Annotated in this window: 12 protein-coding genes and 1 other RNA gene; 9 read left to right on the top strand and 4 right to left on the bottom strand. The window is 64.6% G+C overall.

The window, feature by feature from the left end; all coding sequences use genetic code 11:
• The first annotated feature begins 190 nt into the window (after window positions 1-190).
• On the top strand, window positions 191-1,816 hold the full coding sequence (locus XdyCFBP7245_RS07945) for a family 43 glycosylhydrolase (RefSeq protein ID WP_104615160.1): 1,626 nt from the start codon (window positions 191-193) through the stop codon (window positions 1,814-1,816).
• A gap of 95 nt (window positions 1,817-1,911) precedes the next feature.
• On the opposite strand, the gene XdyCFBP7245_RS07940 is transcribed toward XdyCFBP7245_RS07945, so the two are convergent.
• Window positions 1,912-2,115 (bottom strand): hypothetical protein, encoded by a 204-nt coding sequence (locus XdyCFBP7245_RS07940; RefSeq protein ID WP_104615159.1) that lies wholly within the window; start codon window positions 2,113-2,115, stop codon window positions 1,912-1,914.
• Window positions 2,116-2,118: 3 nt separating this feature from the next.
• Entirely contained in the window at window positions 2,119-2,682 is a 564-nt protein-coding gene (locus tag XdyCFBP7245_RS07935) for a peroxiredoxin family protein (protein ID WP_211287660.1), read from the bottom strand.
• Window positions 2,683-3,265: 583 nt separating this feature from the next.
• Here XdyCFBP7245_RS07935 and XdyCFBP7245_RS07925 point away from each other — a divergent pair.
• Window positions 3,266-4,171: a DUF4424 domain-containing protein gene (locus tag XdyCFBP7245_RS07925; protein WP_104615156.1), complete on the top strand. Its 906-nt coding sequence runs from the start codon at window positions 3,266-3,268 to the stop codon at window positions 4,169-4,171.
• A gap of 313 nt (window positions 4,172-4,484) precedes the next feature.
• On the opposite strand, the gene XdyCFBP7245_RS07920 is transcribed toward XdyCFBP7245_RS07925, so the two are convergent.
• Both XdyCFBP7245_RS07920 and acs read right to left on the bottom strand, forming a co-directional pair.
• Window positions 4,485-5,153 (bottom strand): response regulator transcription factor, encoded by a 669-nt coding sequence (locus XdyCFBP7245_RS07920; protein WP_104615155.1) that lies wholly within the window; start codon window positions 5,151-5,153, stop codon window positions 4,485-4,487.
• A 232-nt stretch (window positions 5,154-5,385) separates the two neighbouring features.
• Window positions 5,386-7,329 carry an acetate--CoA ligase gene (gene acs / locus XdyCFBP7245_RS07915; RefSeq protein ID WP_104615154.1) on the bottom strand — a complete coding sequence of 648 codons (1,944 nt, stop codon included), beginning with the start codon at window positions 7,327-7,329 and terminating at the stop codon, window positions 5,386-5,388.
• A gap of 296 nt (window positions 7,330-7,625) precedes the next feature.
• Between acs and XdyCFBP7245_RS07910 the strand changes: the two genes are divergently transcribed.
• The 7 genes from XdyCFBP7245_RS07910 (at window position 7,626) to XdyCFBP7245_RS07880 (ending at window position 14,683) form a co-directional block, all read left to right on the top strand.
• Window positions 7,626-9,008: a DcaP family trimeric outer membrane transporter gene (locus tag XdyCFBP7245_RS07910; protein WP_170068565.1), complete on the top strand. Its 1,383-nt coding sequence runs from the start codon at window positions 7,626-7,628 to the stop codon at window positions 9,006-9,008.
• Between the two features lie 69 nt (window positions 9,009-9,077).
• Window positions 9,078-9,395, top strand: a complete 318-nt coding sequence (locus tag XdyCFBP7245_RS07905) for a DUF485 domain-containing protein (RefSeq protein WP_104615153.1) — start codon at window positions 9,078-9,080, stop codon at window positions 9,393-9,395.
• Window positions 9,392-11,119, top strand: a complete 1,728-nt coding sequence (locus XdyCFBP7245_RS07900; protein WP_104615152.1) for a cation acetate symporter — start codon at window positions 9,392-9,394, stop codon at window positions 11,117-11,119. Before XdyCFBP7245_RS07905 ends, XdyCFBP7245_RS07900 begins: the two co-directional genes overlap by 4 nt.
• 631 nt (window positions 11,120-11,750) lie before the next feature.
• Entirely contained in the window at window positions 11,751-12,758 is a 1,008-nt protein-coding gene (locus XdyCFBP7245_RS07895; RefSeq protein WP_211287659.1) for a glycerophosphodiester phosphodiesterase family protein, read from the top strand.
• Window positions 12,759-12,819: 61 nt separating this feature from the next.
• A non-coding RNA gene (locus tag XdyCFBP7245_RS07890) (sX9 sRNA) lies at window positions 12,820-12,896 on the top strand.
• A gap of 90 nt (window positions 12,897-12,986) precedes the next feature.
• A complete protein-coding gene (locus tag XdyCFBP7245_RS07885; RefSeq protein ID WP_104615150.1) occupies window positions 12,987-13,877 on the top strand; it encodes a peptidylprolyl isomerase in 891 nt (296 codons plus the stop codon).
• 107 nt (window positions 13,878-13,984) lie between these two features.
• Window positions 13,985-14,683 carry a hypothetical protein gene (locus tag XdyCFBP7245_RS07880; RefSeq protein WP_386261484.1) on the top strand — a complete coding sequence of 233 codons (699 nt, stop codon included), beginning with the start codon at window positions 13,985-13,987 and terminating at the stop codon, window positions 14,681-14,683.
• Window positions 14,684-14,724 lie beyond the last annotated feature (41 nt).

The following is a 14,724-nucleotide window of genomic DNA, read 5'->3' as shown; positions in this document are numbered from 1 at the left end:
GCGTCTGCTTTCGCCGTCTGGATACCCGCACCACAGCGCAGCGGCGTGACCCCTCGCGTTGCAACGCACTCCAACCCTGCTATTTCAAAATCCGGGCGCCGCATCACCAGTTCCTATATCACGGCCTGCGCGGTTGCCTCGCACCGGCGGCTAGGGCTAGATACCAGCCCTGATCCGATGAAGCTGATGCATGCCAGACACGACACGGCGGGAGTTGTTCAAGGTGCTGGCCGCAGGCGCATTGGTCGCGCCGTTGCCGGCTGCCGCGCAGGCGTCAGCCGTGCCATGCGCCGCGCATCCGCCGCCGTGGGCACGCGGCATCGAGGGCCAGCGCAAGGCCGACCTGGGCAACGGCACCTATCTCAACCCCATCGTGGCCGGCGATCACCCGGACCCCACCATCCTCAAGGATGGCGACGACTACTACATGACGTTCTCGTCGTTCTTTTCGTACCCGGGCATCGTGCTGTGGCACTCCACCGACCTGGTCAACTGGACCCCGATCGGCCCGGCGCTGCGCCAGCAACTGGGCACGATCTGGGCGCTGGATCTGTGCAAGCACGCCGGCCGTTACTTCATCTATATCCCGGCCAATCCGGACGACAAGGGCTGGTCGATCTTCGTGATCTGGGCCGATGACATCCGCGGGCCATGGAGCGCGCCGATCGATCTGAACATCGCCGGCTGCATCGACCCCGGCCATGTCGTCGGCGAGGACGGCAAGCGCTATCTGTTCGTCAATGGCATCCGCAAGATCGGCCTGCGCGACGACGGCCTGGCCACCGATGGGCAACTCGAACCGGCCTACGCGCCCTGGCGCTATCCCGACGACTGGGTGGTGGAGAACTTCGCGCCCGAAGGCCCCAAGCTCACCTGGCACAACGGCTGGCTGTATCTGGTCACCGCCGTCGGTGGCACCGCCGGGCCGGTGACCGGGCATATGGTCATCGCCGCGCGGTCGCGCTCGGTGCACGGGCCGTGGGAACACTGCCCGCGCAACCCGCTGGTGCGCACGCTGTCCGAACAGGAGCCGTGGTGGTCGCGCGGCCATGCCACGCTGGTGCAAGGCCCACGCGGCGACTGGTGGCTGGTCTATCACGGCTATGAAAACGGCTTCCGCACCCTGGGGCGCCAGACCCTGCTGGAGCCGATCGAGTGGACCGCCGACGGCTGGTTTCGCGCCACCGGCGGCGACCTGTCCACGCCGTTGCGCACGCCGGCACGCGCTGCCACCAGCAGTGCGAATGTGGCCGCCGGCTTCGCGTTGTCCGATGACTTTTCCACCGACCGATTCGGCATCCAGTGGAGCCTGCACGCGCCCAAGCCCGGCGAGCAGGCGCGCGTGCGGCGGGCCAACAAGGCATTGACGCTGACCTGCGCCGACACATCGCCGATCGACAGCGCGCCGCTGACCTGCGGCGTGCCCGATCGCGCTTATGCCGCCGAGGTGACGCTGGAGCTGGTCGGCAATGCCGAAGGCGGCCTCCTGTTGTTCTACAACCACAAGGCCTTCGTCGGCATCGGCTTCACCGCCGACACCATGAAGACCTACGAGTATTCCGAAGAACTGGTGTGGGCACGCGCGCCCAACACGCATCGCCGCATCCGCGTGCGGCTGAGCAACGATCGCCACATCGTGAGCTTTGAATATTCGTTCGACGACGGCCGGCAGTGGACGCGCCATCCCACGCGCATGGAAGTGTCCGGATTCCACCACAATGTGTTCGGCGGCTTCTTGAGCCTGCAGCTGGGCGTGTATGCCGCGCAGCAAGGCGAGGTGGTGTTGCGCGATTTCAGCTATCGCGCGCTGGGCTGAGCGTGGCGCATGGCGGACCCAGTGCATTGGCATTACGTGGTGTCAGTGCCTGGGTTCACTCAGAGGGCGGGGCCTTGATGGCCCCGCCGCTGGACTCAACCGCAGCAGTAGCAGACGTTGCCTGGTCCGAGGTCGCCGCCGAACTCCGGACACTCGGCATTGCAGGCCCATGCACTGCACGACTCGGCCTTTGGCTGTGCGCCGTCCACGGCCATCACCTGGAACGCACCGAAACCGGTGCTGGCCAGAAACGTCGCTGCCATCAACGCACTACGCAAGCTCACCCAACGCTTTTTCATGCACTACTCCCTCAACGTTGCAAAAGCCGCTGGCGCATCCGTGCGGCCCAAGGCGGCGACCAGGTCCTGCACCCGCTCCGTGGTATCGAATACGCCAACATGAGAATGGCGCACGCGCCCGTCCCCATCGATGGCCATCAGCAGCGGCACGTTGCGCGCACGGAACAGCATCAGTGCGCGACGATCGGTCAACGTGACCACCGGAAAATCGAAGCCATGCACCTGCGCATAGCGCGCGGCCTGCGCCGCATCGCAATGGCACACGCCCAGCAACTGCGGCCGGCCCGGCAGGTTGGCCTGCAACTGCCGCGCCGCGCGCAGCACGGTGGGTGCCGAGCGCTGGCAGTACGGACACGTGGTCGTGAAAAAGAACAGCACCTGCGCCGGCCCCTGCGGCGCACCCAGCAGATGGTGCTGACCCTCGGCATCCACCGCCTCGATGCGCGGCACGTACATGCCCTCGTACGGCGTGGTGATGCGCGTCTGCAGCCATTGCTGCTGTACGCGCAGTTGTCGGTTCTGCCACGCCAGCGCCGCGATCAATGCACAGGCCACCAGCAGGCCGATCCAGAGCCAGGGAAAACGTCGCGCCATGCCAGCTCCAAAGCGTCCTCGATGCCCGAGCCTTGCCCAGGCATCAGCTTATGGTCAATGGTGATATCGACAACTGCGATGTCGCGCGGTGCGCAGGTGTGGATGCGATCACGCCGGTGCGCTTGGGCTTGCCACCGTCGGGCGATGACATGCGGGCGGTTTGCGCAAACACGGCTGCAACCACTGCCTTGCGACAGATAACGCACGCAGTTAGTCGCGCCATGCCATCTGCCGAGGCGGTCATGCCAGTGCGCGTGGCCTGCCACCTGTGAGCAACGACAAGCGAGTGGGCAGCGCGAGCACCGCTGCAACCAGTACTTTGCGACTAATAGCGAGCGCAGCTATCACACGATGCCAACTGTCGATGCGGTCATGCCGATGCGCTTGGGCTCGCCATCGTTGGGCAACGGCACGCGGACTGTGTGCACAAATAGCTGTAACCGGCCCGCCGCTGCAGCTAACGCATGCAGCTGTCGCACGCTGCCATCTGCCAGGCCGCGGTGCATGGCATGCTGTGCAGTGCGGCGCGTCGGTGCGTGCCGGTGACGGGGGAGCGATGCATAAGGGTTCAATGGCGTGCCGGCTGCTGCTGGCGGTGTTCGTCTGTGCGACAGCGCACGCCAACGACAGTAGTTTTGGCGACGACAACGGCAGCATCCGGCTGCTGCACCAGCCCGACATCAGCATGGACAAAGAAGCGCTGCTGCTCAGCGAAGAGCGTGTGCAGGTGGACTACGTGTTCACCAACAACAGCGAGCGCGACCTCAGCGTGCCGGTGGCCTTCCCGATGCCGCCGATGTACTTCGGCATGGCCGACCACAGCGAACTCACCGACTTCAAACTGTGGGTGGACGGCAAGCCGATCGCCACCACGCGCAAGTTGGTGGTGTTGCTGGACGACGGCAGCGATATCTCCAAGGCATTTGCCGCCACCGGGTGGACCCAGGACGATGTGCAAGCCTTCACCGAATCCGGCACCGCGCCCAAGGGCCGCAAACCGCTGCCCGCACGCTGGGTCGATGCCGACGCGCAACCGCGTTTCACCCTCAACGAGTACTTCGTTTGGCAACAGGCATTTCCGGCGCGCCGCAGCGTGCAGATCCGGCATGCGTATGCGCCCAGCCTGTCTACCGGTGTGCCGCAGCCCAGCACGTATTTGCTGGAGTCCTATGCAAAGGACACCTGCATCGAACCGGCCACCAAGACCAGCATGCAGCGCCGCGAAGGTCAATACGGGCTGGCCTGGGCCAACTTGCGCTACGTGCTCACCACCGGCAAGAACTGGAACGGCCCGATCAAGGACTTCCAGCTGACCATTCGCAAGCAGGCCGCCAGCGACATCCTCAGCCTGTGCTTCGACGGCGAGCTGAAAAAGATCGACCCGCTGACCTTCCAGTTCAAGCAGGCCAACTTCGTCCCGATGCGCGATCTGAACGTCTTGTTCGTGCGCGCGCCGGAGTAAACGCCAAAGCCCCACACGTAGGAGCGCACCCGGGCGCGATGGGGCTTTTCCGGTAAGGCTCATCACCGTCGTACGCGCCAACGCGCGTCAGGGTTCTTCTGCAAAACAAGCTTTGCCGGTAACGCCCATCGCGCCCAGGTGCGCTCCTACGCGGGTGTCGTTTCGTGTTGCGTTGCACGGCACAGCACAGCAAATCTATCGATTGCCCACCAACGACGACGGCAAACGTAGCGGGATCACACGTAGGAGCGCACCCGGGCGCGACCGCGCTTTCCAGACCAACCCCAATGGCCCACAGACTCACCGCTGCGCGTCAGTCCTCTTCCGGCGGCGGCAACACGATGCCGTCGGAGTCGATGGCGAGCTTGCCGGCCATCAGCACGGCCTGGGTACGGTTAGTGACGCCGAGCTTGCGCAGGATCGCAGTGACGTGCGCCTTGATGGTGGCTTCGGACACGCCAAGGTCGTAGGCGATCTGCTTATTGAGCCGGCCTGCGCCCAGCATCTGCAGCACGCGGAACTGTTGCGGGGTGAGATCGCGTAACCGTTGGCCGACCTCGCGCTCTTCGCTATCGGTGGGCGGCAGGTTTTGTGCTTCGGCCGGAATCCAACGTTCGCCGTCCAGCACGGTGGCCAACGCGCGGCCGATGGTGTCCGAGTCGGCGGATTTGGGAATGAATCCGAACGCACCATGGTCGATCGCACGCCGCATCACCGTGGGCTCTTCGCGTGCGGACACCACCACCACCGGCAACTGGGGATGCAGCGAGCGCATATGCACCAGCGCGCTGAAGCCCTGCGCACCCGGCATGTTGAGATCCATCAACAGCAGGTCCGCATCCGGTTGCGCATCGGCCAGCGTGTACAACGCATCCACGTTGTCGGCTTCGAACAGTTGCACGCCCGGCATGACCCGCTGCACCGCCCCGCGCAAGGCCTCGCGAAACAGGGGATGGTCATCGGCAATCAGCAGGGTGGTCATTGAGGGGCCGGGAATCGTGAGTCGGGAATGGGGAATCGCAACAGCAACAGCGCAGAGCGGCGAGGCAAATAATGGCAATTTCGGCGTGGTGAGGTTGAGGACGACAGTCGGCAGTGATCAGCTAGGTTGGCAATCCGCTTCAGCGGATCCCCAATCCCCAACCTCAACTCCCAGTCGCTCAGGGAATCGCTCTCACGATTCCCCAATCCCGATTCCCCATTCCCAACGCGCGTCAGCGCGTCAGCCGCTCATTGACCAGCGAATCCACCACCGACGGGTCGGCCAGGGTAGAGGTATCGCCGAGTTGATCGGGTGCGTTTTCGGCGATCTTGCGCAGGATGCGGCGCATGATCTTGCCCGAGCGCGTCTTCGGCAGGCCCGGTGCCCACTGCAGGTGATCGGGCGAGGCGATCGGGCCGATCTCCTTGCGCACCCAGTTCACCAGTTCCTTGTGCAGTTCTTCGCTGGGGTTTTCGCCGGCGATCAAGGTGACGTAGGCATAGATGCCCTGGCCCTTGACGTCGTGCGGGAAGCCCACCGCCGCCGCTTCGGCAACCTTGGGGTGCGAGACCAGCGCGCTTTCCACTTCGGCGGTGCCGATGCGGTGGCCGGACACGTTGATCACATCGTCCACGCGGCCGGTGATCCAGTAATAGCCATCGGCATCGCGGCGGCAGCCGTCACCGGTGAAGTAGCTGCCTGGATAGGTACGGAAATAGGTGTCGATGAACCGCTGGTGGTCGCCGTAGACGCTGCGCATCTGGCCCGGCCACGAATCCAGCAGCACCAGGTTGCCTTCGGTGGCGCCGTCCAGGATCTTGCCCTCGGCATCGACCAGCGCCGGTTGCACGCCGAAGAACGGCAGCGTGGCCGACCCCGGCTTGAGGTCGACCGCACCGGCCAGCGGCGAAATCAAAATGCCGCCGGTTTCGGTCTGCCACCAGGTGTCCACGATCGGGCAGCGGCTGTCGCCGACCACTTCGTAATACCAGCGCCAGGCTTCCGGATTGATCGGCTCGCCGACGCTGCCGAGCAGGCGCAGGCTCTTGCGCGAGGTCCGCTTGACCGGCGCTTCGCCATCGCGCATCAGCGCGCGGATCGCGGTGGGCGCGGTGTAGAACAGGGTGACCTGATGCTTGTCGATCACATCCCAGAAGCGCGAGACATTGGGGTAGTTGGGCACGCCTTCGAACATCACCGCAGTGGCGCCATTGGCGAGCGGGCCGTAGACGATGTAGCTGTGGCCGGTGACCCAACCCACGTCGGCCGTGCACCAATAGATGTCGTCCTCGCGCAGGTCGAACACCACTTCGTGCGTGTAGCTGGCAAACAATAGATAGCCGCCAGTGGTGTGCAGCACGCCCTTGGGCTTGCCGGTGGAGCCGGAGGTATAGAGGATGAACAACGGATCTTCCGCGTTCATGCGCTCGGGTTCGCATTCGGCCGGCTGGCCATCGACCACGTCATGGAACCAGCGATCGCGCGGCGCCTGCATGTCCACTGCGCCACCGGTATGGCGCACCACCAGAACGGTTTCGACCGTGTTGGTGCCGGGGATCTTCAGCGCCGCATCCACGTTGGCCTTGAGCGGAATCTTCTTGCCGCCGCGCAGACCTTCGTCGGCGGTGATGATCAGCTTGCTCTGGCAGTCGATCACGCGGTCGGCGATCGAGTTGGCGGCAAAGCCACCGAACACCACCGAGTGCACCGCACCGATGCGCGCGCAGGCGAGCATGGCCACGGCCGCATCGACGATCATCGGCAGGTAGATGGTGACCCGGTCGCCCTTCTGGACGCCGAGGTTGCGCAGCGCGTTGCCGAGCTTGCAGACGCGCTCGTACAACTCGCGGTAGGTGACCGGGTAGGATGCCGCATCCGGGCTGTCGGGTTCGAACAGCAACGCGGTCTTGTCGCCGCGCGTGGCGAGCTGGCGGTCCAGACAGTTGACGCTGGCGTTGAGCTCGCCATCGCCGAACCAGCGGATGTGGAAGTCGTCCAGCGCAAAGCTGACGTCCTTGACCTGGGTGGGTTGCTTGAACCAGTCCAGCCGCTGCGCGGCCTTGCCCCAGAACTGCTCGGGATGCTCGATCGATTCGCGGTACAGCGTTGCGTACTGCTCGCCATTGACGCGTGCGCCGTTAGCGAACGCGGGATCGACGGGATAAACATCAGCCATGGCACCCTCACTTGCGATGAACTTGTCGGGAGAGGGCGTTGCGGCTGCCCTCGGTAGGCAATCAGTGTGCCGTATCCATTCTGTCCCGGTGGTCAACGGCGCGTTAGACCATGGTCGTAACCGAAGGGCGTGCGCTGGCGCACATCCATTGCGGGTCCTGGTGCGACCATCGCTCACCCGGTGGAATGCTGCGTTGCAGCTACGACCAAAGGCGAATAGGCTGCAAAGCGCGGACTGCCTCACGCTCCGCACAGCATCGCCATTAAGCGCGAGGCCTTCATTGGGGAGAGGGTTCCATGAAACACCGTACTGCACCGCTGGTGCGCCATCCGTTGGCGGCCGCCTTGTTCGTGGCCAGCATCCTGCCAGGCGTCGCGTTTGCGCAGACGCCAAAGGAAAAGGCGCTGGAAGCACGTATTGCCGAGCTCGAGCGTCAGGTCCAACTGCTGGTGACCGCGCAGCAACAACAGCAGGGCCAGATTGCCCAGACGCAGACGCAGGTCACCGAGGTGCGCACCTTGCAGGCGCAGACTCCGCCCGCGCCTGCGCTCCCGGCCGGCAAGAAGCCGATCCAGCTGACCAGCATCACGCCGAACGCGTTGCCGGGGACAACGTTTCGTTACGGTGGTTTCATCAAGGCCGACTTCATGACTACCCGCACCAGCGACGGCGCATTGCCTGAAGGTGCGGTGGGGCGCTACCTGTACATCCCGACGCAGACGCCTGTCGGGGGGCAGGCGTCGAGCACCGATACCGACTTCCATGCCAAGTTCTCGCGCTTCAATCTGGGCGTGGACACGGTCACCGAAAACGGCGACAAGCTCACCGGCTTCATCGAACTGGATTTCTTCGGCAACGCGCTGGCCAACCAGGTCAACAATCTGTACGGCGGCACCTTGCGGCACGCCTACATGAGCTGGAACAACTGGCTGGCCGGCCAGACCTGGTCCAACTTCGTCGACTCCACGATCCTGCCGGAAGCGGCCGACATCGTCGGGCCGACCGACGGCGCGCTGTTCAGCCGTCAGACCCAGATCCGTTACACCCGCGGCGCTTTCAGCGTGTCGGCGGAAAATCCAGAAACGCTGACCACGCCATACCAGGGCGGCAACACCATCCTGGCCTCGGACCATGGCGCGATGCCGGATCTGACCGCGCGTTACAACTGGAAGGGCACCTGGGGCACGTTCGGCCTGTCTGCGATTGCACGCCAGTACCGCACCCGCAGCGCGCTGACCAACGACACCGACTTCGGCGGCGCCATCGCCGGCGGCGGCCGCTGGATCATCAACTCCAACAACGACCTGCGCTATCAGCTCAGCTACGGCGAAGGTCTTGGCCGCTATCTGGGCCTGGGCAACGGCTCGGATGTGGAAATCGACATGGATGGCAACATCCAGACCGTCAGCACCGTGGCCGGCTGGTTGGCCTGGCGCCACGATTACAACGCCAAGTTACGCAGCACCATCATGTATTCGCGCGTGGATTACGACCACGACATCGCCAATACCGGCGGGCTGGCGAGCAAGTCGCAGCAGAGCATCCGCGCCAACGTCTTCTATTCGCCGCTGCCCAAGGTCGATGTGGGTGCAGAGCTGATGTACGGCCGCCGCGAAGCAGAGAACGGTGATTCCGGCGACATCTCGCGCCTGCAGTTCACCACCAAGTACAGCTTCTAAGATTCACCCCGCCGGTGGCCCGCCACGCATGTGGACGGGCCGTGCCGCCCGCACTCCAGGAGACAGACCATGACCGTCTCGAATGACGCATTGATCGCCAAGATCGATGCCAATCCGAAGTACCACGCGCTCAAACGCCAACGCAACACGCTGGGCTGGACGCTGACCGTGCTGATGTTGCTCGCCTACTACGGCTACATCGGCCTGATTGCCTTCGACAAGGAATTCCTCGCCAAGCCGATCGGCGCCGGGGTGACCTCGATCGGCATTCCGATCGCGATCGGGGTGATGGTGTTCACCATCATCATCACCGCCATCTACGTGCGTCGTGCCAACAGCACCTACGACCAGCTGACCGCGCAGATCCTGGAGGAAGCCCGCAAATGAGCAAGACTTCGCGCCTTCTTCTGATTTTGGCCGGCCTGCTGCCGGCCGGCCTCGCGCTGGCCGCCGGTGGCGACATGGGCCAGGTCGACAAGCAGCCCACCAACTGGGTGGCGATCGGCATGTTCGGCTTCTTCGTGCTGGGCACCTTGTGGATCACCAAATGGGCGGCGGCCAAGACCAAGTCGGCCGCCGACTTCTACACCGCCGGCGGCGGCATCACCGGCTTCCAGAACGGCCTGGCGATCGCCGGCGACTTCATGTCGGCGGCTTCGTTCCTGGGCATCACCGCGGCGGTGATGGCCAACGGCTACGACGGCTTGATCTATGCGATCGGCTTTCTGGTCGGTTGGCCGATCCTGACCTTCCTGATGGCCGAACGGCTGCGCAACCTCGGCAAGTACACCTTCGCCGACGTGGCCGGCTATCGCTTCGCACCGACCGCCATCCGCAGCTTCGCCGCTTCCGGCACGCTGGTTGTGGTGCTGTTCTATCTGATCGCACAGATGGTCGGTGCCGGTGCGCTAATCAAGCTGCTGTTCGGGCTGGATTACTGGGTCGCGGTGACCCTGGTCGGCGTGCTGATGATGGTCTACGTGTTGTTCGGCGGCATGACCGCCACCACCTGGGTGCAGATCATCAAGGCGGTGCTGCTGCTGACCGGCGTGACCTTCATGGCCGTGGCGATCATGTGGCACTTCAACTTCAGCTTCGAGGCGCTGTTTGCCGAGGGCGTGCGGGTGAAGACCGCGATTGCGGCCAACGGCGGCGCATCGCCCGACGACGCGGCCAAGGCTGGCCTGGCGATCATGGGCCCGGGCGGTTTCGTGAAGGACCCGATCTCGGCGATCTCGTTCGGCATGGCGCTGATGTTCGGTACCGCCGGCCTGCCGCACATCCTGATGCGCTTCTTCACCGTCCCCGATGCCAAGCAGGCACGCAAGTCGGTGCTGTGGGCCACCACCTGGATCGGCTACTTCTACATCCTGATCTTCATCATCGGCTTCGGTGCGATCGCCCTGGTGCTGACCAACCCGCAGTTTGCGGACGTCACCACCGGCACCATCCACGGCGGCAAGGGGGCGGCCAACATGGCGGCGGTGCTGGTCGGCAATGCGGTCGGCGGCAACGTGTTCATGGGCTTCATCTCGGCGGTGGCCTTCGCCACCATCCTGGCGGTGGTTGCAGGGTTGACCCTGTCCGGTGCCTCGGCGGTGTCGCATGACCTGTACGCCACGGTGATCAAGAAGGGCAACCCGGCGCCGGGCTCGGAGCTGAAGGTCTCGCGCATGACCACCCTGGTGCTGGGTGTGATCGCGGTGCTGCTGGGCATCGTGTTCGAGAAGCAGAACGTGGCCTTCATGGTGTCGCTGGCCTTCGCCATCGCCGCCTCGGCCAACTTCCCGGTACTGATCCTGTCGTTGCTGTGGAAGAACTGCACCACGCGTGGCGCAGTGACCGGCGGTTTCCTGGGTCTGATTTCCTCGCTGGTGCTCACGGTGCTGTCGCCGTCGGTGTGGGTGGACACGCTGGGCAACGCGGCCGGGTCGGCGCCGTTCCCGTACACCTCGCCGGCACTGTTCTCGATGACGATTGGCTTTGTCGGCATCTGGCTGTTCTCGGTGCTGGATCGCAGCCCGCAGGCGGCCAACGAACGCGCAGCGTTCAAGGCGCAGCAGATCCGTGCCGAAACCGGCCTGGGTGCCAGCGGTGCGTCGGGTCACTGAGTGCAGCGTCACTGGATGTAGTCGCAAGACGCCGGCCTAGTGCCGGCGTTTTGCGTTTTGGAGTCCTTCGGACCAGGCAGCGTCGCTGCTGCCACGTATCCATGCGCATCCGCAGAAGCCAAGGCTCTGTCTGTATCGCTCGACCGTGCGCGCAGTTGCCGATGCCGGCGGCGATCCAATGTCGGGATTACCCAGGCACGGCGCGACATCAGACATCGGTGCGCAGGCGCCCGCCGCGTTACGCGCAGGGAAACCAATCGCCGCGTACTTGCGCGCCAACGATGCGATCGCCGTCGTCCACTTCGTTTTTCACGCAACGCCTGCGCGATCGCGAACAACCGCAACACCAGCGAAGAAATTAAGTCATCGATAGTGACTAAATTGGCTCGCAAGCCGAACGCTGATCACGCACGGCTTGGCCTCTCCCCCGGCATCGACCGGCTGGCGAGTGCGCTGCAAGCGAGTTCGCCGATTGCGTCGACCCGTCGGCTCTCGTCCATCCCTTGCCCTTCCTGCACCTACGAGCCGGGACACAGAGACCATGCTTACCCTCCTCGCTCCACATCCGCTGGCGCGCGCCTGCCGCCTGCTCGGCGCACTGGCCCTGCTGGCGGCACTGCCGCAGTTGGCACTGGCCGCCTGCAGCGACAGCTCCGACGTCAAGATGCAACGCATCCTGTTCAACTCCTCCAATACCGTCGTGCTGGCGCACCGCGGCTTATGGGGCAACTACGCCGGCATCGCCGACATGCCGGAAAACTCGCGTGGTTCGCTGCAGACTGCCAACGACCAATGCATGGATGGCGTGGAGCTGGACGTCAAGCTCACCAGCGATGGCGTGCCGGTGTTGCTGCACGACTACAACCTGGGGCGCACCACCACGGTGTGGCAGCACCATCCGGGGGTGAAGTACGACCCGATCACCAATCAGGGCGTAAACCCATCCGTGTTGGTCACCCCGTGGTCGGAAGTCAGCCAGTTGTTCCTGCTGGCGCCGAATCGTCGTACCACCACCGGCTATCACGTGCCGCGTGTGGATGAGCTGTTCGCCTATTACAAACAGCGCCAGCTGCGCACACCGATGGTGTTAGATATCAAGGACGCCAAAACCGTGCGTGCGGTCAGCAGTGCAGCCAATAAGGTGTTTGGCATCGCTTCCGGCAGCTACGTCGCCGCCAAGGTCAATGCAACGCTGTACACCAGTCGCGATGCTTACCGTGCCGATGGCAGCGGCATGGTCGGCATTCCGGTGTTCACCACCAACATGCTGGGCAAGATCAATGTGCGCCAGACGATCTCGGCATGGATGAACTCGGGTAACCAGACGATGGAGATCAACGTCAAACAACTCGGCGGCTTGCTGCAGAGCGATGCCGATTTCATTCGCGAGCGTGGTTATCGCGTGGGCGTGTTCCAGGCAATTCCGGACGGCCCGTCTGCCGGCAAGTTCTATCAGAACAGCGGCGCTTGTTGCTACGCGCTGTCGGATCTGTATTTCTCTTACGCCGGTGGCCGCGACACGGCCGACAATCGCGGCAATCTGGATTTCATCGTGCGCGACGAGGCCTTCGGCCTGATCACCAGCGACAACCCGAAAGCGGCCATCGCCTACCTGCATGCGCGCGGCAAGCACGACTAAGAGCGACTCACAAAACGACTGCGCGGCCGCCAGGCGGGCGCGGACGGTGCTCTGAATCGGCATGTATCACTCATACACGTCGGTTCTGAGCGCGCCGTCCACGCCCACCTGACGACCGCTCACTACGTTGTGTTAGCCGCTTCAAGCAGCTGTTACCGGCCCGTGCGGGCCGGCTGTCCCGGCGACGGCACCTGCCGCCGCCGGTTCATGCCATCACGGAGATTGCCCATGTTTTCCACATCGCATTTTTTCAAAGTGCTTTCGCTGAGCCTTGCCTGCTGCACGCCGCTGGCGCAGGCCGCCACGGCCGATGCACACCTGCAGGCTGGCCCGGCTTCCGGAAAGGTGCTGCAGATCGGGCAGCAGACGTTCACTGTGCCGGAATATCGCGCGCTGGCCCTGGCCGATCTGCCGCAAAACGCCAATCCGGCCGTTGCGGCCGACCCGAGTTTCGTTCGCGAATTTGCCGACCGGCTGCTGCTGGTGGACCAGGCGCGTCAGACGCATCTGCAAGACGACCCGGTGGTGGCCGCGCACATCCGTCAGGCCACCGATGCGATTCTTGCCGAGGCGATGCAGCGGCGCGCACGCGATGCCGCACCGATCGAGGCGACCCAGGTGCAAGCGCAGTTCGATGCGCATCCGCACGATTACGACGAGGTGCGCCTGAGCCATCTGTTCGTCGCGTTGCAGCCACAAGGCGATGCGCGGCGTGGCATACCGTTGACCGATGCGCAGGCGCTTGCACGCGCACAGCAGCTCAAGCAGCAGCTGGATGCCGGGACGCCCTTCGAAGAACTGGCGATGCGCGAATCCGACGATGGCAGCACCGCGGCCGAGGGCGGCCAGTTGTCATCGATTTTCCTGCGCAATGTGGCCGATGCCTTTGTTGCGCCGGTAGAGGGAATAGGCGTGGGGGAGGTGTCGGCCCCCGTGCGCGGGCCGGAGGGGTATCACCTGATTCGGGTGGATGCGCGTAGTCCCGCCACGCTGGAGACAGCGCGCGGGCAGATCGAAGTGCAATTGCGCGACCAGGCCGCCACCGCTGCACTGGAGCGTCTGCGCCAGGCCAATCCGTTGCAGTTCGATCGCGCCGCGCTGGAAGCGGCGCTGCGTTGATGCCGGCGCCTGCGCTGAACGTCGGCACGCAGCCATGCCATCGGCCCCGGCTGCTCTGGCCGGTGGCGGGTGCGATGTGTGTGATTGCAGCGGTGTCGGCAGCAGGGATGTGGGGCCTGCGCACGCCGGCTGCATCAGCTCTGCAGCGCAGCGTCGCTGCGCCCCAGTTGCTGCCTGCCGGCGTTGCGTCCGCGCAACCGTCTGCACGCGCCGCGCAGGGCCTGTTCGACAGCGCCATGCAACAGCTGGCCTGTCGCGACCAGGGCGAGGAACGCGCGGCGCAGATCGCGCACGGCGGCACGCACAGTCCGCCGTTGGACGCGCGTCGCTGCGTCGCCGGGACGCCGTTGCAGATCGAGGCACTGCTGCGCACGGCCGCAGCGCACGGCGATGCCGACGCGCAACGCTATCTGCTTGCACAGCATGTGACCGAGTTAATGCAACGTGCGGTGGCCGTCGCACCCGCCGGCATGCCCGCGCAACTGTCGGCGAGCGACGAACAGGAGGTGGCCGCGATTGTGGCCGAGCTGGAAACGCTGGCGCTAGCAGGCCATCGCGATGCCATCGAGACCCTGGCGCAGGTGGTGGAATCGCCGCTGTTGCACGCGCCCGATCCGGTGTATGCAGCCGCGTGGCGACTGGCCGCGCGGCAACCGCCGGGCCGCGCGCTGGATGCAGCCGCACCGTTGCAGGCAGAAGACGAGTTGCTGGAGTCGATGCCGCAACAGCAGCAGCAACAGGCACGTGCGCTGGCAGTGGAAGTGTTCGGCTATTGCTGCCGCACGCGTGTTGCGGCAGAACGGTGATGCGCCCTATCCAATGTAGTCGCCGAGCGCATGTGTGTTCG

It is taken from the genome of Xanthomonas dyei, assembly GCF_002939865.1.
Classification (GTDB): domain Bacteria; phylum Pseudomonadota; class Gammaproteobacteria; order Xanthomonadales; family Xanthomonadaceae; genus Xanthomonas; species Xanthomonas dyei.
This window is presented reverse-complemented; position numbering and strand designations above follow the sequence as displayed.